This window comes from Paenibacillus sp. 7516 (genome assembly GCF_002272715.1).
GTDB lineage: Bacteria > Bacillota > Bacilli > Paenibacillales > Paenibacillaceae > Paenibacillus > Paenibacillus illinoisensis_A.
Genome location: NZ_NPBI01000004.1, coordinates 214,368 through 237,743 on the forward strand (window position 1 = coordinate 214,368; position 23,376 = coordinate 237,743).

Annotated in this window: 18 protein-coding genes and 1 pseudogene; 15 read left to right on the forward strand and 4 right to left on the reverse strand. The window is 42.1% G+C overall.

The annotated features are described in order from the left end of the window. Positions 1-96: 96 nt before the first annotated feature. The 4 genes and pseudogenes from CHI14_RS03125 to CHI14_RS03140 all read left to right on the forward strand — a co-directional run. Positions 97-1,494, forward strand: coding sequence for an erythromycin esterase family protein (locus CHI14_RS03125; RefSeq protein WP_095286961.1), 1,398 nt, complete (start codon positions 97-99; stop codon positions 1,492-1,494). Positions 1,495-2,482: 988 nt separating this feature from the next. Then, complete coding sequence (locus CHI14_RS03130) at positions 2,483-8,923, forward strand: phosphodiester glycosidase family protein (protein WP_249280987.1); 6,441 nt, start codon at positions 2,483-2,485, stop codon at positions 8,921-8,923. A 299-nt stretch (positions 8,924-9,222) separates the two neighbouring features. Next, positions 9,223-11,277, forward strand: coding sequence for a serine hydrolase domain-containing protein (locus CHI14_RS03135; protein WP_095286963.1), 2,055 nt, complete (start codon positions 9,223-9,225; stop codon positions 11,275-11,277). 119 nt (positions 11,278-11,396) lie between these two features. Continuing rightward, positions 11,397-11,717: pseudogene (locus tag CHI14_RS03140) on the forward strand (AraC family transcriptional regulator); the annotation flags it as partial. Between the two features lie 392 nt (positions 11,718-12,109). Here CHI14_RS03140 and CHI14_RS03145 read toward each other — a convergent pair. Genes CHI14_RS03145 through CHI14_RS03155 form a run of 3 tightly spaced genes read right to left on the reverse strand, consistent with a single transcriptional unit; the run spans position 12,110 to position 13,626 of the window. After that, a complete protein-coding gene (locus CHI14_RS03145) occupies positions 12,110-12,820 on the reverse strand; it encodes a metal-dependent hydrolase (protein ID WP_095286964.1) in 711 nt (236 codons plus the stop codon). A 16-nt stretch (positions 12,821-12,836) separates the two neighbouring features. Beyond that, positions 12,837-13,214, reverse strand: coding sequence for a carboxymuconolactone decarboxylase family protein (locus CHI14_RS03150; RefSeq protein ID WP_058829796.1), 378 nt, complete (start codon positions 13,212-13,214; stop codon positions 12,837-12,839). Continuing rightward, positions 13,195-13,626 (reverse strand): MerR family transcriptional regulator, encoded by a 432-nt coding sequence (locus tag CHI14_RS03155; RefSeq protein WP_095286965.1) that lies wholly within the window; start codon positions 13,624-13,626, stop codon positions 13,195-13,197. Before CHI14_RS03155 ends, CHI14_RS03150 begins: the two co-directional genes overlap by 20 nt. A 197-nt stretch (positions 13,627-13,823) precedes the next feature. On the opposite strand from CHI14_RS03155, the gene CHI14_RS03160 reads away from it, so the two are divergent. The 5 genes from CHI14_RS03160 to CHI14_RS03180 all read left to right on the forward strand — a co-directional run bounded on the left by CHI14_RS03160 (position 13,824) and on the right by CHI14_RS03180 (position 17,729). Further along, the gene (locus tag CHI14_RS03160) at positions 13,824-14,522 is read left to right on the forward strand and encodes a response regulator transcription factor (RefSeq protein WP_095286966.1); all 699 of its coding nucleotides are present in this window, start codon (positions 13,824-13,826) and stop codon (positions 14,520-14,522) included. A 3-nt stretch (positions 14,523-14,525) separates the two neighbouring features. Beyond that, the gene (locus tag CHI14_RS03165) at positions 14,526-15,464 is read left to right on the forward strand and encodes a sensor histidine kinase (protein WP_095286967.1); all 939 of its coding nucleotides are present in this window, start codon (positions 14,526-14,528) and stop codon (positions 15,462-15,464) included. Between the two features lie 179 nt (positions 15,465-15,643). Continuing rightward, positions 15,644-16,558 carry an ABC transporter ATP-binding protein gene (locus CHI14_RS03170; RefSeq protein WP_095286968.1) on the forward strand — a complete coding sequence of 305 codons (915 nt, stop codon included), beginning with the start codon at positions 15,644-15,646 and terminating at the stop codon, positions 16,556-16,558. A 7-nt stretch (positions 16,559-16,565) separates the two neighbouring features. Further along, on the forward strand, positions 16,566-17,264 hold the full coding sequence (locus CHI14_RS03175; protein WP_095286969.1) for an ABC transporter permease: 699 nt from the start codon (positions 16,566-16,568) through the stop codon (positions 17,262-17,264). A 282-nt stretch (positions 17,265-17,546) separates the two neighbouring features. Next, positions 17,547-17,729, forward strand: a complete 183-nt coding sequence (locus tag CHI14_RS03180) for a hypothetical protein (protein WP_095286970.1) — start codon at positions 17,547-17,549, stop codon at positions 17,727-17,729. On the opposite strand, the gene CHI14_RS03185 is transcribed toward CHI14_RS03180, so the two are convergent. Beyond that, positions 17,726-18,214, reverse strand: a complete 489-nt coding sequence (locus CHI14_RS03185) for an arsinothricin resistance N-acetyltransferase ArsN1 family A (protein WP_170948001.1) — start codon at positions 18,212-18,214, stop codon at positions 17,726-17,728. The genes CHI14_RS03180 and CHI14_RS03185 overlap by 4 nt on opposite strands. 161 nt (positions 18,215-18,375) lie before the next feature. On the opposite strand from CHI14_RS03185, the gene CHI14_RS03190 reads away from it, so the two are divergent. The 6 genes from CHI14_RS03190 (at position 18,376) to CHI14_RS03215 (ending at position 23,063) form a co-directional block, all read left to right on the forward strand. Continuing rightward, positions 18,376-18,804: a MarR family winged helix-turn-helix transcriptional regulator gene (locus tag CHI14_RS03190; protein WP_095286989.1), complete on the forward strand. Its 429-nt coding sequence runs from the start codon at positions 18,376-18,378 to the stop codon at positions 18,802-18,804. A gap of 64 nt (positions 18,805-18,868) precedes the next feature. After that, positions 18,869-20,281, forward strand: a complete 1,413-nt coding sequence (locus tag CHI14_RS03195; protein ID WP_095286971.1) for an NAD(P)-binding domain-containing protein — start codon at positions 18,869-18,871, stop codon at positions 20,279-20,281. Positions 20,282-20,433: 152 nt separating this feature from the next. Continuing rightward, positions 20,434-20,763 (forward strand): ArsR/SmtB family transcription factor, encoded by a 330-nt coding sequence (locus CHI14_RS03200; protein ID WP_095286972.1) that lies wholly within the window; start codon positions 20,434-20,436, stop codon positions 20,761-20,763. Continuing rightward, on the forward strand, positions 20,760-22,196 hold the full coding sequence (locus tag CHI14_RS03205; RefSeq protein WP_095286973.1) for an arsenic transporter: 1,437 nt from the start codon (positions 20,760-20,762) through the stop codon (positions 22,194-22,196). Before CHI14_RS03200 ends, CHI14_RS03205 begins: the two co-directional genes overlap by 4 nt. A 2-nt stretch (positions 22,197-22,198) precedes the next feature. Beyond that, positions 22,199-22,624: an arsenate reductase (thioredoxin) gene (arsC, locus tag CHI14_RS03210; protein WP_170948002.1), complete on the forward strand. Its 426-nt coding sequence runs from the start codon at positions 22,199-22,201 to the stop codon at positions 22,622-22,624. Position 22,625: 1 nt separating this feature from the next. Next, entirely contained in the window at positions 22,626-23,063 is a 438-nt protein-coding gene (locus CHI14_RS03215; protein WP_095286975.1) for a protein-tyrosine phosphatase family protein, read from the forward strand. The last annotated feature ends 313 nt before the right edge of the window (positions 23,064-23,376 follow it).

Here is a 23,376-nt window from a genome sequence, read left to right on the forward strand (position 1 = left end):
TATTACAGATTTAAACCAATCTTAAACGCGAAGTATAGTGACTTTAAACTCGAGAGGTTAAGCTAATATTCATAAAAGCAGAGGAGTGTTAGGCTAATGAATCAATTTTTCAGAAAAGTATTATTGTCTACGGTATTTTGTAGTTTCAGCGTTATGAGCGTTGGCCAGATAGCGTATATGTCTGGATTACCCTCAGCAGACGAGAAGAGCACAATAGCTACAGATTTAGTTTGGAAGGAGACAGTACGTTCAAATTCAAATACGATTTCATCCATCTATACCAATAGAAAAGATCAATACACCGATTTAATGTTTCTCCAGCCTATTTTAGCGGATAAACGAATAGTTAGCTTGGGCGAAGCTTCGCATGGAGCGTCAGAATATAACGCTATGAAAGTTAGACTTGTAAAATTCCTACATGAAAAATTAGGATACAACGTCATTGCATTCGAATCGAATTTGGCCGATACGACTGCTGCGTATGCTCAAATACATAATATGACGCCAAAAGAATTGATGAAAAGGTCAGTCTTTGGCGTATGGCAGGTAGAAGAGAACCTACCCCTTTTCGAATATATTGCACAACAAAGTAAGACGGATCATCCGCTGATTTTGACTGGGTTTGACTCACAAGGTACGACGGAAGCTTTTATTGAATTTGTTGAAGCGTGGTTTGCTCATGTGGATAAAAGTAAGGCTAGAGCATTTGCGCAAACGGAACGTTGGTATTTAAAGCTTAATATGATTAACGACGTAGAAGATTTTACGATTCAGAAAGAGAAGATAAAAGAAAAGTACATTACATTTCAGAATTTTGTTAAAAACAACAAATCTGAACTAAGTAGAACTTACAAAGAACAGTTCAACCCTTTATCTCTAATTGAACGCGTCCTACAAAACAGGATAGATATGCTGGACAATTACCATCCTCACATTGTAAATCTGCTAGCAGGAGTAGACCCCGAGAAGCAAATAAAACGGGGGAACTTTGAACGAGACCGCGTTATGGCAGATAATGTAGCTTGGCTTGCAGAAACCGGATATCCGGATGAGAAAATTATTTTATGGGGACACAACTATCATGTACGCAAAAATAACTCCACAATGATCGCAGAGCATAACGGATACGATTTTGATAATAACCCATACCCGACCATGGGGGAAATGCTGCCACACTCACTTAAACAGGCTGGTTATGTAATTGGACTATATGCATATGAAGGAAGCGCTAATAAAAACAATGGGGATGAAGAGCAAGTCATGCCTCATGAAAAGGGTAGCCTTGAGGATATATTGGGTACTGAAATGGGCCCAGCCCGGTTTATTGACATGAGGGACAAAAAGTTAAGTCCGACAACAGAATGGATGTATACACCTCGTACAGCTAAAGCATGGGGAGTTTTAGATGAAAAGATGATTCCACGAGATCAGTATGATGGAATATTACTTATTCATAACATTCATCCATCTACCTCAGTGAAAAATAGAAATTAGCTATTATATTGGATAGTATTCTATTGTGATTAATACTCGGCGAGTTAACCATGCTTGAGGTGAATTAATGAATTTTAGATGTAAGTGTGGACAAGGAATCATGATATAACTGATTAGTTTTTCTAGCTTATTTCACTAACCTAAAATACTAGCTGAATAAAACAAATTAATGTGCAAAGCAAACTAAAAGATTTTAATAAATTCGTTAAAGGTCGATTCTTAAATGAATCGGTCTTTTTCGTATTTATTAATCTATCCATTTATAAGTAGATCTATAAAAAGGTATATTTGGGGGACCTACTCCTTTGATTTTCATGCAAATTACTCAGAAAGTGATAGTCAACTCAGCAATTTAGACAGAAATCCAAAGAAGGTATCAGAATCATAAAAAAGGACAATTATCATGGACGAGGATTCATAGTATTTTCTAGTAGTAGAAGTGGCCAACTTACTGACTGGCTATAATCGCCAGAGGTTTCATTATGACGATCCCCTCTACGTTTATAAGTCCGTTGGTTCAACAAGTCATCCATAACTCGTCATTCAAAGAGGAGCCTAAATAAGATTCAGAAAAGGAGATGATTATCTTATATACAAGAAAATGGAGAAGAGAATTATAGCCAAATTAACTTTGTTATTAAATGAGGACTTCAATAGTTTTAGACAGATAATCGGCTTTTCAAGACCCTTCATCAATGAAAGAATTTTACAAAATAATATATTGTCGCAACCAACATTTTACACCCGATTTCTATAATAAATATATAGAGAAAAGTGGAGCATCGGAGAGGAGAGTCATTAAATGAACTCAAAGTACCGTAGATCAGGAAAAGCTATACTTGCTAGTTTGTTAGCAATGCTTTTATTTCTGCAGCCGCTACATAGTATGTACGCCTCCATGTCAGAAACGCCAGATACGGCTTTCGGCCGCATTGTTGATGTTAGGAAGACGGAGCTCGCACCAGGAGCTGAGTACACCTGGTATGACATGAAGATTGACCGCGGTCTTGAAAAAATGCATTTTGTTGAATTCGATCCTGATACGCCAAACTTGGAACTACGTGCAGGAACGAAGGGGGGCTATGTATATGGTATGAAAGGCCTGACTGAAATGGCCACTTATACAGATGCCCCGGGTAATCGTGTAATAGCCGGTATAAACGGCGACTTTTACGACCTTTCTGGTTACGGAACTGGTGTACCCAATGGACTCTTCATTGATGGAGGTCGCATTTTGAACAGTGCTTCTAGTTCTTATGCCTTTGGTCTGAAGGGAGATGGCACATCAGTTTACGGGAAGCCAAAGCTTACGATGTCGATAGACATAGACGAGAAAAATACCAATTTAACAAGTATTAACAGGTATCGGGCGAGCAATCATTTGGTTCTCTATACTCCGGATTACTATACAACAACGAAAACGACGGCAGCTGGTACTGAGGTTGTATTGCAGGTGCTGGAAGGCGACGTAAAAAGCGGAGACACGATGAGATTAAAGGTGCTGGAGATTCGAGAAAATCAAGGCGATGCACCTCTTAGAAAAGGTACGGTTGTCTTGTCTGCCTCCGGGACTTCCATACCCGTTGTTAGTGGCCTAGTAGCTGGCGATGAGCTGTCCGCCAGCTTTCAGCTCGATGATGAATGGCAGGATGTGAGTATGGTCATTGGGGGGCAAGGACCACTTGTGGAAGATGGCGTTGTGAAATTGAATGTTGGACCGGAAGGTGTTCATCCACGTACAGCAATCGGTACTAAAGCCGACGGCTCTATTGTGTTGTTTGAGATCGATGGAAGAGCGCCGGGCTTTAGTGAAGGTGTAACAACAGAGGAACTTGCCAAAATCCTAGCCAATATGGGTGTCGTTGATGCAATGAACCTGGACGGCGGTGGCTCCTCAACATTTGTAGCACGGATGCCAGGCACTTCAAATGTAAAAATGATGAATCAAGGCTCCGATGGTGGTGAAAGAGCAACAGGTAACGGGCTTCTGCTTGTAAATACAGCACCGGAGAAGACTGCATCTAAGCTCGCTGTAACGCCAAACGAGGAGAGAGTATTAGCTGGTTCCTCTTTTGAATTTACATCTGCAGCCGTTGACCCAACAGGTCATCCTGCAACACATGAAGGAACAATGATATGGTCCACGGCGCCAGAACTAGGCACATTTGAAGGAGACGGTGTATTTAAGGCAGGACAAGACGCCTTTGTCGGTCAAGTGAGTGTTTCCTCTGGCACTCTTGAGGGAACAGCGGATGTGGAAGTTGTAAGTGAACTGACGGAACTGCGTTTCCCTAATGAAATCAAGACCTACAATACGGGTATAAGCGAAACACTGATGGTTACAGCGTTACGAGATGGTAAAGTGATTCGATCAAGTAACAACGTTTTCGAGTGGCGGGTGGAAGGAGATATCGGAACCGTCGATGAAAAAGGGGTATTTCATGCAACGAACGAAGGAGGGAAATCTGGAACTATCATTGTCAGTTACAAAGGTATAGATACCTCGATGCAAGTGAATGTTGGCGTTCCGCCAGTTGTGCTGGAAGAGTTCGACAGCATTGAGAAATATAAAGCAAGTGGTGCAAGTAACAATTCAGTAAGCGTCGAATTAAATACGGATCCAGATTTTATACGCTCGGGTGATGGATCGATTAAACTGTCTTATGATTTTATCGGTAAGACAGGGACTTCGGGAGCTTATGTTTCTTCTAATAGCAAGACAGATCATATTCAGATTCCCGGATATCCTGAAAAAATTGGAATGTGGGTATACGGTGACGGGAAAGGTCACTGGCTCCGGGCGCAAGTCCGGGACGGAAACTATGCAGCCTTTAATATTGATTTCACTGATGCGAATAGTGGTGTAAACTGGACGGGATGGAAATATGTTGAGGCTGCAGTGCCGGCTGGCAAAACAACGCCACTCAGCATGGATATGCCGGTTCGGTACATGCAAACCAACAACAACAAGAAGACCGCCGGTGCCATTTATATTGATCAGGTTCGAGCAGTCTATGGTCCACTCGAAGAGGATTACGAAACTCCCGTGATTACAGATGTGGCTCCGTCCGAAGATGAGACCGTTACAAGGGGTACCCCGGTCATTCGTGCAAATGCTGCCGACACTGGCTGGGATCCAGCAGTTCATCCAGGCACAACACTGATTGATCCGAACCAAATTCGGATGTACATCGATGGTCAGCAAGTAACTCATACGCTCTATCCGCCAGAAGGGCGCATTAGCTATACGCCAGGACTTCCACTTGATGATGGTTATCACACTGTTAAACTTGCCGTCCGCGACTTGTCTGGTAACCAAACGATAAAGGAATGGAAATTTATCGTAGATACAGGTGCCTCCAAGTTCCGTTACGTTACACCTGAGCAGGTATATGCAGGTCATTCGTACACGGTCGATATTACCGCTGACCAGGTGGAACAACTCAGTGGTGGTCATTTAGAGCTTCAATTTGATACGGACGCGGTAACGGACTTGTCTGTCCAAAAGAGCGAAAAACTTAGCGAAATGCAGTTAGCCCCTGTTATTGATACTGAATCAGGTGTTGTTCGCGTAACATTTAGCAATCTGGAATCTGCATCTCTCACGGATAAAGATATTCTTGCTCAAGTGACGTATACATTAAAAGGAAAAGCTTCTGGTGAGAACAGGATAACTTTCCTCTCCTCAGCGTTGGATGTTGCTGGTTCCGATGAACAGAAGCCATATCTTGGGGCATCCCTGATGTCTGATATCAAGCAGGAATTGCAATTGAGTTGGGACGATAATGTTGCACAAAACTTCATTACTACTTTTACGGTGACCGATGAGGACGGTGCTCCAGTAGAAGGCGCTAGTCTTTTTGCAGACGATGTTGAAGTAGGAAACGGGACACTTGTTACCGATGCATCTGGTAAACTCCGTACAGATCTTCTTACGACTGAATTGAAAAGCTATGATGTACAAGCTATTAAAGAACAGCAGCACAGCTTGGTTTCGGTATTTACAACTTCTGAGCTTGCGGGAACGGATAAGCCATACAATATAACCGTAGGGATGGGGGAAGACCCGACCATCTCACGCAATTTTAACTGGCACACCAATCCAAATACAGTTGAAACCGTTGTGGAAATTGCAGAACAAGAAGGATTCTCGGGTTTTGATCAGCCGGGTGTCGTTCGTGTAAGTGGCGGAAGCAACATATTTAATACATTGGACATTGGAACAATTCGTGTCCATAAAGCGACGGCTGGCGGGCTAAAGCCGGGAACTACCTATGTTTTCCGTGTGGGCGATGGAATAGAACATTACAGTGAACAGGGCTCATTTACAACTGCTCCAGGAATGGGCAATCATACAAAGTTTCTTGTGTTTGGCGATTCCCAGGCTTCTAATCTTGCAGGATTTCAACTGTGGGGACGTACGTTAGATACTGCCGTAGCTGAACACCCGGATTCAGAATTTATGGTGCATTTAGGAGATATGGTTGACAATGGTTTCAAAGAACAGGAATGGATGTGGTGGTTTTCCGAGGCTCAGGAAGAACTCCTGAACATGACAGCTGTTACTGTCGTGGGCAATCACGAGGTGACGGGAACGAAACAAAATGGAGATTTCCTTGCTCACTTTAACCATCCTAAGAATGGAGCGGATAATCAGAAAGGAACAAACTACTCCTTTGATTATAAAAACATTCACATTTCTGTGTTAAACAGTGAATACGACATTGATGAACAAAAGGAATGGCTAAAGGCCGATTTGGCAAATACAGATAGGAAGTGGAAACTAGTCTTCTTCCATCGCGGTCCGTACGCAAGTATATACGACACTGAGAATGTACGAAGTACATGGACGCCCGTATTTGACGAATATAACGTGGACCTGGTTATGAATGGCCATGATCATATATACTTACGTACTTATCCGCTGAAGAATCATGAAATTGTAGATCAGCGTGAAGGGACGACTTATATTATTCCGGGTTCTACGGGTCCAAAGTTTTATGATTTGACTAAGCGATACTTCCAAGCTGTCGTAGACGACGAAGATACGCAAATGTACTCTTCTGTTGAAGTGGACGGTGATGTTCTGTCGGTAATAACAAAGACGCTGGATGGACGAGTGGTTGACACAGTCGTGTTAGAGGATCCTTCCCTTGTGGTCGAGCCAGCCAATAGCCAAATTAAAGTAGGTGAAGAGCTGCAGTTGAGTGTAGACAGCTTGCTGCCGGAGGACATCGTATGGTCTATAGCAAGCGAATCTTCAGAGAATGTCGTGGAGATTCTTGATAACGGCATGATCAAAGGAACGGCGACAGGTGAAGTTATTATTCGAGCGACTAGTAAATCATCACCAAATATATTTGGAGAAAGCAAGGTCCATGTACTCCAGTCGGACACAGTAGTGGGTATAGAGCTTGAAGGGAAGCCTTGGTTGCAGCCTGGAGAAACAGACGTTACGGTACTCCATGCCGTTTACACTTCTGAGAAGCGAATCCCCGTTACAGAGGGCGTCGTGTATGATAGTTCTGACCCCTTCGTTGCAGAGATTAACGAGAATGGAGTGGTATCTGCGCATGCCGAAGGGACGGTTAAAATCACGGCAAATTATGATGGTTTCACAGATTATTATGATCTGCAGGTTAAAGCAGACCAACCTAATCCCGAACCAGATCCGCAGATTTCAAATATCGAATTAACTGGTCCTGGACAGTTACGTGCAGGAGAAACTTCGTCAACCGTTACAAAAGCTGTATATACAGATAACAGAAAGGAACTCATTACGGAAGGCGTACAATATGTAAGCAGCGAAGAGTCCGTAGCGACGATTGATGCCGAAGGTGTCATTACAGCGATCGCCGAAGGTGTAACTAACATCAAAGCGGTATATGGGGAATTTAGCAGTAATTACATGCTTACTGTATTGGGGGAGGATGACTCACCTGTTAGTCTAGTAAGGATTGATCTTGATGGAATTCCAACAACGCTTGAACCGACCATGACGGCAACAGCTAATGTAAATGGCTATTATAGTGATGGAACTAAATCTGCCCTAACCAAAGGGGTTTCATTTAGCAGCAGCAATGAAAAAGTAGCTCGTATTGATGCGAATGGTGTCATTTTAACACTCGGAGTAGGTCAGACCGTAATTACAGCGGTATACGAGGATATAAGCGTCAATGTCACTTTACTCGTAGAGAAATCCTCAAGACCATCGAACCCTGTTGAATCACCAAATACAGGGGGGGCATCAAGCTCTGGGCATAATGGCGACCATGACGATCTAGAAGAGGAAGAACAAGAGAAAATGGAAGTTCCGGGCCAACTTGTGGTATCGGAGGAGAAAATGAAAGAGTTGATTTTAGAGGACAATATTCGCTTTGCTAAGGGTAGTGACGATTTAACAGAGCTTGTTTTGCCGGGTAACTCGGTGGGGCTTTCAGAAGGTAAAACCATTACCGTTGAAGCGAGCAATATCCGATTAACTATACCTACTAATGTGCTGAGGCAGTTTGCTAATCTTGTGCCAAGAGAACAGCTGGATCATGCCAGAATTGTTGTTAAAGCATCTAAAGTCGATCAGAAGGACATTTCCGCATGGCTGACTCAGGTAGAAAACCGAAATGTAGCTACGCTGAAACTCTTAAGCGCATATGAATTCACTCTGGAACTGAGAACAAGTGATGGCAAAACGATAACACTTGATAAGTATGCAGAGCCCATCGCTATTTCAATTCCTGTTTCAGCAGGAGCGAACGGTGCACTTTCAGGTATCTATGATGGGGATAGTAATGGTTCTATAGTCTACGTAGGCGGGAGCTTACGAGGTGATTGGATTACAGCTGAGATAAATCATCCTAGCCTATATGCTGCCATAGAATTTGATAAAACGTTTGATGATCTACCTACTGGTCATTGGGCACAGTTAGCGGTAAAACAGCTGACTACAAGGCAAATTATCGAAGGTGTGACAGTGAACCGCTTCGAACCCAGCAGAAACGTAACAAGAGCTGAATTTACGTCTATGCTGGTGAGACTTTTAGGCCTTAAAGGGGAGGGGCAGGCATCGTTTACAGACGTGTCTGCTGATCAATGGTTTGCCGCGGAAGCTGCCTTGGCTGCTAAAGCAGGTATAGTTCAGGGTTACTCAGATGGAACGTTTGCCCCATCACAAACGATTACGCGTCAAGAAATGGCTGCAATGCTCGTAAGAGCATTAACCTACAAAACCACCATTACTCCTAAAGCGAGTCAGGTAGCCTTTGCCGATCTAGAAGAGTCTCCAAAATGGGCAGTTGATGTAATCCTGGCCGCAAATAGCCTAGGCTTGGTAAATGGCTACACAGCAGAAGAGTTCCGTCCACTCGGCCTTGGTACGCGTGCGGAAAGCGCAAAAATGATGTATAACTTAGTGGAGTTTCTTGATAAATAACAAAGATTAAAGCTAATCTTGTCAGCCCGTAATCATAAGAAACTTGGATGTGCAATAAGTAAACTAAAAAATGAACCCTTGACGGGGTTCATTTTTGCTTTTTCGGAGCATTTATAAATCTTTATATAGTGAGTCGTTGTATTTAAACGAACAGAAAGTTGAAGCAGATCTGGATTCAATAAAGGGAGCGACTAGCCTTTTGTCGTGGATGATCTCCTTCTCAAGGATGATGGGAAATAAAGGATAAAGAAATATAATATACAAGTAAAATTCAATTACTTAAGGAGTGAGGCATACGAATGAAAAAGATAAGAAGCCTAGGAACATCAAGAGAAATTAAGGTGATAATGGCGAGTTTATTGTTTGTTTCTTTATGCAGTAGTCCAACGGTATTTGGGCACTCGGCCGCTGGTAATGAGAGCAGGTCCAGATTAGAACAAAAACAATCCATCTCCTCTAAGGAATCGTTGACTTCGCCTGGAATTGAGCATTTTGCAGATGAGTTTTTTGAAAAACCAAATGTAAAACAGAAACTTGTAGGAGCAGCTTTTGTTGTTGTCTCAGATAACAAGGTGTTGTTAAACAAAGGGTATGGATTTTCTGACTTGGAGAAAAAAACGTTGGTAGACCCTAAGAAGACTATTTTTCGTATGGCTTCCATCTCTAAAGTAATGACTGCTACCGCAGTCATGCAACTTGTCGAGCAAGGGAAAATTGATCTTGACCAGAACATTGAAAGCTATCTTGACGGATTACCTCTCCATAACGAAACGGAGATCCCTTTAACCATGAGGCATTTAATGACACATACTTCAGGTTTCGATTTTACAGATTACATTTCTTCCACAAAAGGAAAGGATGAACAGTCGTTGGAGCAGTTTATTAAAGAGAATATGCCGACCGTTATTCGCACGCCTGGCGAAAGTTACAGGTATGATAATTTTGCTTTTAACCTTCAGGGATATATCCTTCAAAAGATAGTAGGGTACCCTTTTGAGGAATATATGCAGGAACATGTATTTAAACCGCTACACATGAATAATAGTGATTTTCGTATGACGGAACAAATTAAAAAGAACTTAGCTACAGGTTACGGAATGGATGGCCAACCAAAAACGCAGTATCCAAACGATCCCGTTATTGTCCCAGACGGAGGGATGTTTGGGACGAGTAGTGATATAGCGCAATTTATGCTGGCCCATTTAAATGAAGGAAAGCTCGGCGACACGACTATACTCTCTAAAACGACAATTGAAGAAATGCATCGTACACAAGTATCAATTCAAGAACAGGTACCCACCATGGCATTAGGATTCGAGAAATTTTACCGTCATGCCTATCATGGCCAAGTGGTAATCGGAAAAGCTGGGGATTTACCTGGATACCATTCTTGGATGTGGCTCATACCCGACAAAAAGATCGGTGGTTTCGTTATAACCAATAGTGACTCAAGTCAAGAATTAGGAGAGGAACTATTCACGGCATTTATGGATCATTACTTTCCCGAAGAAAAGCAAGACATCGAGGAGTGGCCACTTCATTCAAGTGAACTCACTGCGTTTACTGGGACATATCGTTATCTTAGGCAACCTTATATGTTTTTTGACATTAAGAATGAGTTGGGGGGACTTTCAATATCAGGCCCAAATGGAACCCATACGTTAAAACCTATCGGAGACTTGTTGTTCGTTGATGAAGATGGTAACCAAGCTGCTTTCAAGAGGGATAAGAGAGGAGAAATCTCCTATCTGGATTACCTTTTGCCCGATTCATGGCTTGGTAAAATACCTGATCTCCCGAAATACGTGGATGTAGCTAATGATGAATTTACGGAAGCCATATATACCTCAACCAAAGCATTTATTAAAAATGATAATGACACACTTGATACTCACTATTTTCCGGAGAAGGGTGTTACAAGAGGGGAGTTTGTATCTCACTTGATACAGTTTGCTAATCTAAGGCCTTCTGAAAAGTCGTCATTCTTTAAGGATACAGAAGGACACAGGTATGGTCAATCGATCCAGACACTTGCAGAAATCGGAATTTTGCAGGGCACTCCAGATAATAGGTTTTATCCAAATCGAATCATTACCCGCCAAGAAGCAGCGACGATCCTTTGGAGGCTTTCAATGAGTGTTAACATACCTAGGGTTTCGGCGCAAATAGCGGATAATCCAGCTCCTTGGGCAGAACAAGCCGTGAAATTTGTAGTTGGAGCAGGGATCTATGGTCCAGATGTTACAACAAACCAAAAAGGGAATATAAACTATCGTTCTCATGATGCACTTCTACATAAAGAAATGGCTGTAATGTGGGATCGATTTATTGAAATTCTGACTTCTGGATCATAACCTTATATAGATAATGATGTAAAATGTTAAAAGGAATATAGTTGCGAAACGGAATGAAGCACAAAAAGTTGCGATATGAAGCCATTGCATTACTACACTTTTCTTAAAGGAGGGGTCCGATGGATTGGCTGTTGAGAATGAATCGAGCATTAGATTACATTGAAAGTAACTTAACCGGAGAAATTGAATTAAAGGAAGTAGCACGAAGTGCTTGCTGTTCTTCACATCAATTTCAAAGAATGTTCTCATTCATTACCAATGTATCACTTGCGGAATATATTAGACGAAGACATGGCGTTAACCCAGCATCGGCTAGTGAAGAATGGACTGCGCTTAAAGCCTATCCTCGGCTTTCCTTCCTTATTTCAATTAAGGGGGAAAAGGCAATGAATTATCGCATCGAGACAAAGGAATCCTTCCACGTATTTGGTATCGAAAAATGGAATGGAACTTGAAATTACCGGATGTAAAGAGGGGCACTATTTTATTGAGCTGTGGTTTGCAGTAAGGAAAATATCTTAGTGTTTTGGTTGGAAGAAATCAGCTAAAATGTAGTCTAGTAAAGGCATTTACTCCTAAAGTGATGTATTTCCAGCCAGTTTTGATCTTTTGGGGTCGTACCAGCGAAGCTGATACCACCCGCAAAGTAGATGGAATGTTATTCAATTTTATTAGTAGTCAGCTGTTACCAAAGGCAACGTATTTAATTTCTTTTCTAACAACTATAAAAAAAGCAGTCCAAAACTAAAATAAGTTTTGACTGCTCACTTTGTTATTTAATTATAGTTTCTATCTTCCAGGACCGAGGAAATTTCGTTCACAAACCTGTTTTTTACTGAATAGTATCACCAGGACATATATCATAAACCGTTAAATCTTCAATATCAGAAAGCAGAGCAGAAAGTTCGCTTGGTCGACCGGTTAAAAAATCAAATACGCCAAAATGTGTCGGGATTACATTTTTTATATTTAGAAGGCGGACTGCCTTAGCCGCCTCTCGAGGGGACATCGTATAAGCATCGCCAATTGGCAATAGTGCCAGCTCTGGCTCGTATAATTCCGCAATTAGAGCCATATCGCCAAATACGTTTGTATCCCCAGCGTGATAGACCGTGTATCCATTTTCGAATTTGATTACGTACCCCATTGGCTCCCCACCATAGATAATCTGATCATCATCAACGAAAGCTGAGGAATGGTCTGCATGTACAGCAGTAACCGCAATGTCTCCTAATTTTCGAGTTCCACCTTTATTTATCGCAACAACATTTTGGACACCTTTTTTCTGAAGAATAAATGCCAATTCCCAACCCGCCAATACCATGGCACCTGTCGTTTGCGCAAGCCAAACAGCGTCTTCAGCATGATCTCGATGTGCATGTGTGAATAAAATGTAATCTACTTTTTCAATGTTTTTAATCGTTTCGGGGCAGGAGGGATTGTTTTTAATCCATGGATCAATAAGTATTTCTTTATTTCCGGGTGTCTTTATATAAAATCCGCCAAAACCAAGCCAAGTAAAAGAAATATTCCGGTTTAACATGTTGATGCTCCCCCTTTTATAAATTTCTAGTTGTAAAAACTTCCTTAGCCGCATTTAGTCCATTTAAAGCGGCGGGGAAACCAGCATAAACTGCCATTTGCATCATTATCTCTACAATCTCTTCTTTTGTGCATCCAACATTTAAGGCACCATTAATATGAACTTTCACTTGAGGAATGGCGTAACCAAGAGCGGTTAAAGCAGCGATCGTCGCAATTTCACGAGATTTCAGATCCAATCCCGGTCGGCTATAGATGTCACCAAATGGAAATTCAACTAAGAAACGTTCAAAATCAGGGGCAACTCCTTTCAAAAAATCACGAGTATGACCTCCAAATTCTCCGACAACCTCATTCATTAATTGCAAACCGACTTCATATCTTTTTTCCATCATCTTCAAAATCCTCCGTTTCTTTTTTACCCGTGCCCTCAATGTACTTTTCGTAGAATGAAATTTTTTGAGCTACGGCATTAATAAGTAATTCAATATTTTGTTGTTGTTCAAGTAACTTATTCTGATGAGCCATAAGAATTGAAAGTCGATTGCTAACTGGCTCTTTGGGCATCTCTCCGGATTCCAAACGTTCCAGTATGCAGCCTTCTTTTGTAAATTCCGAAATATCTTCAAGGGACATCCCTGTTTTTTTGAGAGTTACCATAAACATAAGAAAGTTTACTTCAGAATCCGTAAATTCTCGTATTCCGCTATCGTTTCTCTTTATTTTTGGAATCAACCCACTTCTTTCATAAAATCGAATGGTATGTGCAGAAAGTCCGGTTCTTTCCGCAACTTCTTTAATATTCATTTCAAGGAACTCCGGATTTATTTATTTCACCAATTAAGCCACCGCTTGATGAGGGAGTTTTTTTGCAATTTCTTAATCCACATTGATCACTAGAATATGCCAATTTGTGCTAAAATCGAAAGCAGGCTGTTGGTTTTGGGACCGCAATTGAACCGTGAAGTGAAATGGATCAGAGCATGCTCAGGAGGTCTTAGGATATGGAAAAACGCATTCTGCTCGTTGAAGACGACAACGACATCCATCTGTTGATTGAAAGTCAGCTAAAACAGGATCATTATAGCGTTGCATCGGCACGCGATGGCGAGGAAGCACTCGCGCTTTTTCAAAAAGAGAAATTCGATCTGATCTTGCTCGATTTGATGCTCCCTAAGGTAAACGGCATGGAACTACTCAAACATATCCGAGAGACCAGCAAAGTTCCTGTCTTGATTATTTCTGCGAAAGGCAGCGACCTAGACAAGGCCATGGGCCTTGGGTTTGGCGCGGATGATTATATAAGCAAGCCTTTCTCCATGATCGAATTGACAGCCAGAGTTCAGGCGGCCATTCGGAGGGCAACGTTATACGCGGAAACGGAAAGCAAACCTGCCGAGCCCCCCGTTATTACGTTTAAGGATCTTATTCTGGACTTGCATTCGTTCTCCGTAAAGGTAAAAGGAAAAAGCATGCCGCTCACTGCCAAGGAGTTTCATATCTTAAAACTGTTCCTAACCCATCAGAGCAGGGTGTTCACCAAGGAGCAAATCTATCAACTTATCTGGGAAGAAGATTATTACGGGAATGAGAACGTAATTAATGTACATATCCGGAGACTCCGGGAGAAAATCGAAGAGGACCCATCAGCTCCGCAATACATTCGGACGATTTGGGGAATCGGATATAGAATGGGGGATTAGTACATGGTTCTTCTTTTATCCGTCATTATTGCCGTATTGGTTGGAATTATTGGAGTGCTATTTTATAGAGAAAAGAAGCGAAATCTAAGCATCCTGGAGATTACGAATAAAATATCCGATATTTTGGACCAGGATACGGCCGAGAAAGTGTTAGTACCCACAGGCGACCATGCCGTTAGGCAGCTGCTCACACAAATTAACCGTCTGCTGGATAACAAACAGAAGGTATTTGCGGACTATGCAAGAACGAAGGACAGCCAGAAGAAAATGATCTCGAACATGTCTCATGATTTGAAGACGCCGCTAACGGTCATTCTCGGGTACACGGAAAAACTGAATGATAAAAATGCGTTAACCGCGCAAGAAGAAGAGCAAGTCATTCAACGGTTGAATACAAAAGTAAACAGTCTGATCACCTTGCTTAACCAATTTTTCGATCTTGTCAAAATCGAGTCGGAGGATTATGACATCCCGCTTAGCAAAATATCATTGAGCGAGGTTTGCCGGAACAGCGTTCTTGAGTTTTACGATCTGCTGGTCTCCAGAAACCTTCGGGTTGAGATAGACATACCGGAGCTGCCCTTTTATTTTCATGGTAACAAGGATGCGCTGCATCGAATATTGAGCAATCTAATATCAAATTCCATTCGGTATGGAAGCGACGGCGGTGTGTTCGGGTTGACGGTTCGTGAAGAAGGGAAGTACGTGGTCGTAGACGTGTGGGACCGGGGCAAAGGGATAGCAGAGATCCATCAGGAACGTGTATTCGAAAGACTCTATACCTTGGATGATGCACGGAATCCGCAATTTCAGGGAAGCGGCCTGGGACTCAGTATTTCCAAGCGCCTAACGGAAGAAATGAACGGATGGATTAGTCTAAGCAGCTCGGAGCCGTACCAAAAGACCATTTTCACTTGCAAATTCAAGCAATTAACCTTCTAGCAATTCATCCAAGAGATGTTGTTCTTTTGTTCAACGTCTCTTTTTTATTTCAGCCGCCCTCTTTTCAATTCATTCTTAAGAAACATGTAAGGAATGGGAAAGGAATAAGTCCATTCTCTGGTCTAAGATGAAGATAAATAAAAAAAGAAATCAAATTGTGAACACAGGTGGTGGTCCTCATGAATTTCATTATTCAAACTACGGATTTGAGCAAAACCGTAAAAGGGAAATCCATTGTATCACGTGTCAATCTAAATGTAAGAAAGGGCGAGATTTATGGTCTGTTGGGTCCTAATGGCGCAGGTAAAACAACCATCATGAAAATGCTGACGGGACTCATTCTTCCGACATCCGGTGCGATTATGCTGTTTGGTAAGAAATTTTCAGAAACCTCGAAAGAGGGCCTCAAGAGGGTCGGGAGCATTATTGAATATCCAATATTTTTTGAGCACATGACGGCCATGGAGAATCTCCAAATTCATTGCGAATACTTGGGTTATTACGATAAGAGAGCTATACGTCAAGCCTTGGATCTGGTGAAATTGGAAGGGATTGAAGATAAAAAAGTGAAGGATTTCTCGCTTGGCATGAAGCAGCGTCTTGGCATTGCCAGGGCCGCCATCACCAGACCGGAATTGATCGTGCTGGATGAACCCACGAACGGGCTGGACCCGATCGGTATTAAAAACATGAGGGATTTGATCCGAACGCTGAACCAGGAATATGGGATTACGTTTGTCCTGTCCAGCCATATCCTAGGGGAAATTGAGCAGGTGGCCGATAGAATCGGCGTTATTCAACGCGGTCAATTGGTCGACGAAGTCACATTATCCGATATGCGAAGGCAGCGTACCGGCTATATTGAACTTTTGACCTCGAATGTACAGAAATCCACCTTTTTACTTGAACATGAGCTTCGAATATCCAATATCAAAATCGTCCAAGATCAGCGAATCCGAGTGTATGATACGGACGTATCGACCAGTCAAATTACAAAGCTGCTGATTGCGCATGAGATTGAAATCGAGGAGATCCAAAAAGTTAACAGTACATTGGAAGACTATTTCTATCATCAAATTCAGGGAAAGGAATGAATCCGATATGCTGAAATTAATCGAGCTGGAATGGAGGAAGCTGGAGCGTAAGAAAGTGATTGGTGAAGCGATTACGTACTGGCTTATACTCATGTTCTTGCCGGTATTTTTTCTCAAGGTTGTTTTTGCCGATATGCCAAATGTTCGTTTTGGAGAGAGTTATGCTGCGGCTCTGGACCTGATGATAGCCATTCAGATGGGGTTTATTTTGTTCGGAGCGTCCCTGATCAATCATGTATTTATTGAAGAATACAAGAATAAGACGATAGCTCTTTCATTCGGATATCCACTCAGCCGAAAAAGACTTGTTATGGCCAAGGTGCTGTTTATTGTGTTGGCGGTTTTCATCGGTACCCTGGTGTCCTTTGGAGTTAGCGGTATTATGACCTTTGCGCTCAACCAGGTTATGAACGTTATTCCGGGAACGCCAACGGCAGCTGACCTGACGAACTATGCGATTCGAATGATTATACACTCCATCGCCGCCGCGCTTGCCTCATTAATTCCGTTATTTTTGTTCGGAATTTGGAAGAGGGCGGTCATCCCGACAGTCATTTGTGCAGTTTTCCTGATGCAGCTTCCTAATTTTCTCGGGCTGCTGCGGATTACTTTGAGTCCAGACTTTCTATATGTCATTTTCAGTGTATTGGGTGTGGCAAGCGTCATTTTATCCGTAAAGTTCGTAAATAAACTTGGGGATTTGTAACGAAAGAATGTGGCGTGATGACGATTGAAGTTATAACTGTTTTGCTGCCCAATGGAGATACATTGAGTTATAGAGAAAAGCTGGGACGGAACCCTGCTATTGACTCACAGACTTATGCGGCGTTTCGGAGCAGTGGGATCGAAAAACATTAGATCAGTAAAGATAGAGAGGCAGTTGGTCACTAGAGATTGACTGTTTTTTTGTTAAAGAACATTTTCTACATATACATCCTTGTCCATGGTTTCCTCCATATACACATATAACACGTTCAGGGGGGCCCCCATGAATGATAAGGAGTTAAGGGATGCTTCAGGCAGCAAAAGGCAAGCTACAGAGGACGAGTTCAAGAAATATATGGAACTGACCAAGCAGCTGATCAATATGATCGGCTGCTTTTGTTCAACTAACGGGCAGGTTAGTTTAATGTATCGTATTCGAGTAATTCGTGAACCATCGGCTACTTAAAATAATTTTTCCATAGCCATCACATCTACAAATTTTCCTCCCAGAAAGCCTTGATTCTGAAATACACCTACTTCCCGGTATCCAGCTTTATGATATAGGCTCTGACCAAGCGTATTAAATGGAAAGGTGAAAAGAACAAACTTATAAAAGTTATTCAGTTTACCGATTTCCTCTAATTTCTGAAGTAACTGTTTTCCGACTCCTTTACCGCGATGATCACGATGAATATAAATGGAGAGGTCACCGACACCGTCATACGCGCTTCTAGCGTTATATGGATTGATAGAAGCCCATCCGACCACTTGATCATTCTCTTCGGCTATAAGTACCGAGTAACGCCCCTGGTGCTTGTTAAACCATTCCGACATGTATGCCTCATCTTTGATATCTGTTTCTAGCGTGGCAATGCGGTCTTCAATACCTTGGTTATAAATAGTCAGAATGCTTCCCTGATCCACTTCGGTAGCTTGCCGTAGAATTATCATGTTGATCACTCCTATGTTTTGTTTTTGTATATGTTTATATATCACAATGTAATTTGAAATGGGAAGGGGGATAGAAAAATAAAAAAATCATTTGCATTTTGCAAATAATAAAGGTATAACTATAACAAGAGGTGAGGTCATTGGAAAACAACGTAAGAGAGATGTTTCAGATCATGACACGACGTTTTGGATTATTGGATAAAAACTGTTGCACTGCAGGAGGGCTGGATATTTCACTTGTTCAGAGTCATATCATTTATGAAATTGATCGTAAACATAATCCATCCATTCAACAAGTGGCAGATGCACTCTCCATTGACATCACGACGTTTAGCCGGCAGGTTCAAAGTCTCGTAAAGTTGGGTTTGGTTCAAAAAACGCCCTTACCTGAAGATCGACGGGTTTACATATTATCCTTGACTACACAAGGTAAGTTTGTTGCTACGGTCATTGATGAGCAGATGAATGATTATTTAAAAGAAGTCTTTTCGCATATGTCTGAGTTTGAACAGGATATGGTCATCAACGCCGTCAAACTGCTAAACGAAAGTATGGCGAAATCCAGCGTATGCTGTACACCACTGGGATAATACTTATCCCATTTATTTTATACAAAACTTGCAAAATGCAAATAATTATGAGGAGGAAACTAAGATGATTAAAAATATCCCAGTGAACCAAGTGAGCTGCTGCGAAGCACCAGTACAAGAGAAGGGCAAATTACCTGTTGCGATCATTGGAGCTGGACCGGTTGGTCTTGCGGCAGCAGCACAACTCATTTCAAAAGGTGAGCCGTTTATGTTGTTTGAAGCTGGAGATGAAGTGGGGGCAAACATTCTAAGATGGGAACATGTACGACTGTTCTCACCATGGCAGTATAACATCGATAAAGCTGCTAAAGAGTTGCTGATAAAGACGAATTGGGTTGCTCCACAAAACGAAAAGATCCCAACGGGTAAGGAGATTGTTGAGCATTATCTAAAACCTTTGGCTGCGCTGCCTGAATTAAATCCAAATGTGCATTTGAAAACGAAAGTTACTGCGATCAGTCGCAAAGGGTTAAGCAAAGTGAAAACAAATGGGCGTGAGAAACTGCCGTTTGTGATCCATGTTGAACAAAACGGATCCTCGTTTTTTTATGAAGCGCGGGCTGTTATCGATGCCTCGGGGACATGGTCCAATCCTAACCCGCTTCGTTCAGACGGTATATTTTCAGAAGAGGAAAAAGCGCTTAAAAGTCACATTTCATACGGTATCCCTGCGGTATTAGGGAAAGAGAGAAATCGGTATAACGGCAAGAAGGTGCTTGTTGTAGGAAGCGGACATTCTGCGATCAATACGTTACTTGCACTTGCCGAGCTACAAAAAGAAGAGTCGGGAACTGAAATCGTTTGGGCTGTTCGCAAGACAAATATTGAAGATGTTTATGGCGGACGCGAATTAGATGGACTTCAGGCAAGGGGAGAACTGGGTACTCGTATTCAAAAAGTGGTTGAATCCGGTACCGTAAAGGTCCTAACGGCATTTCATATTGAAAAACTTCAAAAACAAGGTGAACAGGTCCAGGTTTCCGGAACCATTAAAGATGAACAAGTGGTTATTGATCACATCGATGAAATTGTAGGCAACACAGGTTCTCGTCCTGACTTATCGATGGTGCGAGAAGTACGGGTATTAACGGACCCAAGCTTAGACTGTGTTTATGAACTTGCGCCATTGATTGATCCCAATGTACACAGCTGCGGTACAGTTCGACCACATGGCGAAAAAGAACTCCGTCAACCAGAAAAGGACTTTTATATCGTAGGTGCCAAAAGTTATGGAAGAGCGCCAACCTTCCTCATGGCAACGGGATATGAGCAAGTCAGATCCATTGTAGCAGCACTAGTGGGAGATATGGAGTCAGCACAAAAAGTAGAACTGGAACTGCCGGAGACGGGGGTTTGTAGTCTAGGTGCTAGTAGCACGGACAGCTGCTGTGAACCGGTTCAAGTGAAGGAAGCATCTTCGGATTGCTGCTCTTCTTCAGAAACCGAAAAGGCAGGATCAAATTCCTGCTGCGGATAATCAAGAATGTAGAGCTACTGCATCTGAATCATGATGCAGTAGCTTTGTTGGTGTACAAAACCCCTTATATTCGTCATTGCTTATATAAGTAATTTATTATATGCTAATATCATTAAATAAAGCCGACAAGACTAATCACAGGGGGTGTACATATGGAACAAAGAATTCAGGAGATGGCTGAGGCGTATAAGTTATTAGCTGATAAAACACGTTTGACCATTATTGCGCTACTTCAGGAACAGGAACTTTGTGTATGTGATATCACAGACATTATTGGCATGTCACAACCAAACGCCAGTCAGCATCTTCGAAAACTAAAGGCAGCCGGTTTCCTTAATGAAAAGAAAAAAGGGCAATGGGTGTACTACTCTCTTAATCCAGATGCAAAAGCATATGTTCAGTGTGTGTATCCGTATCTGCCATCCATGAAAGATAAAATAGCTGGATTGAAAAACTGCTGCGGTCCTCAGGAGGAAGCATGACCATTATCGCGATAATAATCTTTTTGCTTACACTGACTTTTGTGATTTGGCAGCCTAAGGGGCTTAATATTGGATGGTCAGCGTCAGCTGGAGCTGTCCTTGCTCTTCTTTTTGGAGTCGTCAGTCTATCCGATGTAGGTACGGTCACAGGAATCGTATGGAACGCCACGCTTGCTTTTGTAGCTATTATTATAATCTCACTGATATTAGATGAAATCGGATTTTTTGAATGGGCTGCTCTACACATGGCAAGGCTCGGAAGAGGTAATGGCAAGCTGATGTTCGTTTACGTTGTGCTGCTTGGAGCAGGGGTTGCAGCGTTCTTTGCAAATGACGGTGCTGCACTGATCTTAACGCCCATTGTGCTTGCTATGGTCCGAGCGCTCAAATTTGATCAGAAGATGATTTTACCTTTTATCATTGCTAGTGGTTTCATTGCAGATACAACTTCACTTCCGCTCGTCGTGAGTAACCTCGTCAACATCGTTTCTGCAGATTACTTCGGTATAGGCTTTGTGGAGTATGCAAGTCGTATGATTGTTCCGAATTTCTTTTCAATATTAGCAAGTCTTTTGGTCCTGTTCTTGTTCTTTAGAAAGAGTGTTCCAAGGAACTACGAAGTCAGTCAGCTCAAAAAGCCAGCTGAAGCGATCAAGGATAAGAAACTGTTTAACATATCTTGGGTGATTTTAGCCGTGTTACTGGTGGCGTACTTGTTGAGCGAGTTCATTCAAGTTCTGGTGTCTGTTATCGCTGGGGTTACAGCCATCTTGTTTATCTTAGCTGCACGACGGAGTCACGCTATTCAAACATGGAAGCTCATTAAAGGGGCTCCATGGGCAGTCGTGATATTCTCCATTGGTATGTACGTCGTCGTTTATGGACTGCGAAATGTGGGATTGACGGATGAACTTGGTAAGGTCATTCAAGCTATTGCAGACCAGGGGCTCTACATCTCCACACTTGGCATGGGCTTTCTAGCTGCAGTATTGTCTTCGGTTATGAACAATATGCCGACGGTGATGATTGATGCGCTTGCTATTGATGGAACGAGTACGCAAGGTGTCATCCGGGAATCGCTGATTTATGCCAATATTACCGGCAGTGACTTGGGTCCAAAAATTACACCGATTGGATCGCTCGCCACACTTTTGTGGCTACATGTACTGTCCCGCAAAGATGTAAAAATCACGTGGGGAAGTTATTTCAAAATTGGAATTGTGCTCACCATCCCAACGCTCTTTATCACGTTAACAGGACTGTATTTGTGGTTACACTTGATTCATTCAACAAGCATAAACGTTTGGTTGATGATCGGCGTAATCGCAGTAGCATTGGTTGTTATTGCTGTGATCATAAAAACGTTGATTAACTCAAAAATGAGCGAAGCGAAAATACAAGTAAGCCAAACCAAAGACAAAGGAGATCAATAATCATGGACAACAAACCACTTGTTTACTTTTTGTGTACAGGAAACTCTTGCAGAAGCCAAATCGCCGATGGATTTTTAAAGGAACTTGGTGGCGACAAATATGAGGTGAGAAGTGCAGGATTAGAGGCGCATGGCTTAAATCCTCGTGCTGTTCAAACGATGAAAGAAGCTGGAATCGATATTTCGAGTCATACATCAGATGTAATTGATCCTGAGATTTTAAAACAGGCAGACTACATCATCACGCTTTGTGGTCATGCCAACGATAATTGTCCAGTTGTACGTAATGACAAAGCCGAAAGATGGCACTGGGGCTTCGATGATCCAGCCAAGGCGACAGGTACAGAGGAAGAAATCACAGCTACATTCGCTGAGGTTCGTGATTCAATTAAAGCTCGAATTGAGCAATTCTTGAAAGAAGGTAAGTAAAATGGATCATACCGAAAAGAAATACCATGCACTTATTGCTGATAAAGTTCTTATGGGCGGAGCCGCCGATGTAGAGGCAATGGTTCTTAACGAAGGCATTGAAGTCGTGGTGGATCTTCGGGAAGAAGCAACAGAGTGCGCATATCCAGCGGATCATGTGAAGTGGGTAAAGATTCCGCTTGATGACGATACGAAAGAACATGAAGCCGAGCTTTTCAAAAAAGCAATTGATGAAGTAGTTGGAGCGTATAACGCCGGCAAGAAAGTTGCCTTTCATTGTGGAGGAGGCAAGGGTAGAACGGGGACCGTTGCAGCTGGGATATTGTTAGAGCTAGGGTTGGCAAATACGTTTGAGGATGCTGAAACAAAAGCAAAAAGCATCAGAAGTATCATCAATATTAAACCGATGCAAAAGGAATTATTAAAGAAAATATACTAAAACGAGGAATTTAACCGTTACACTCAAGGGTAACGATAGCGTAAGTATATGATAAAGGGCGAGTCGCAATAGCAAGATTATCTTTTATTCATTAAGCTAACGGGAAACGTCAGCACAATAATATCAAGAAAGCAGCTGATCCATGTGATAGGCTGCTTTTTGTTCAACTAACGGGCAGGTTTAGTTACGTTAAACTGATACAACAGAAGAAGTACTTTTAGTGGTTAATTAGTAAAACGCTTTTGAGTTTCTTTAATAAAAGCCCTGTTAATTTCTTGATTATTCATTCTCGAATATATTTTATTATGTAGAG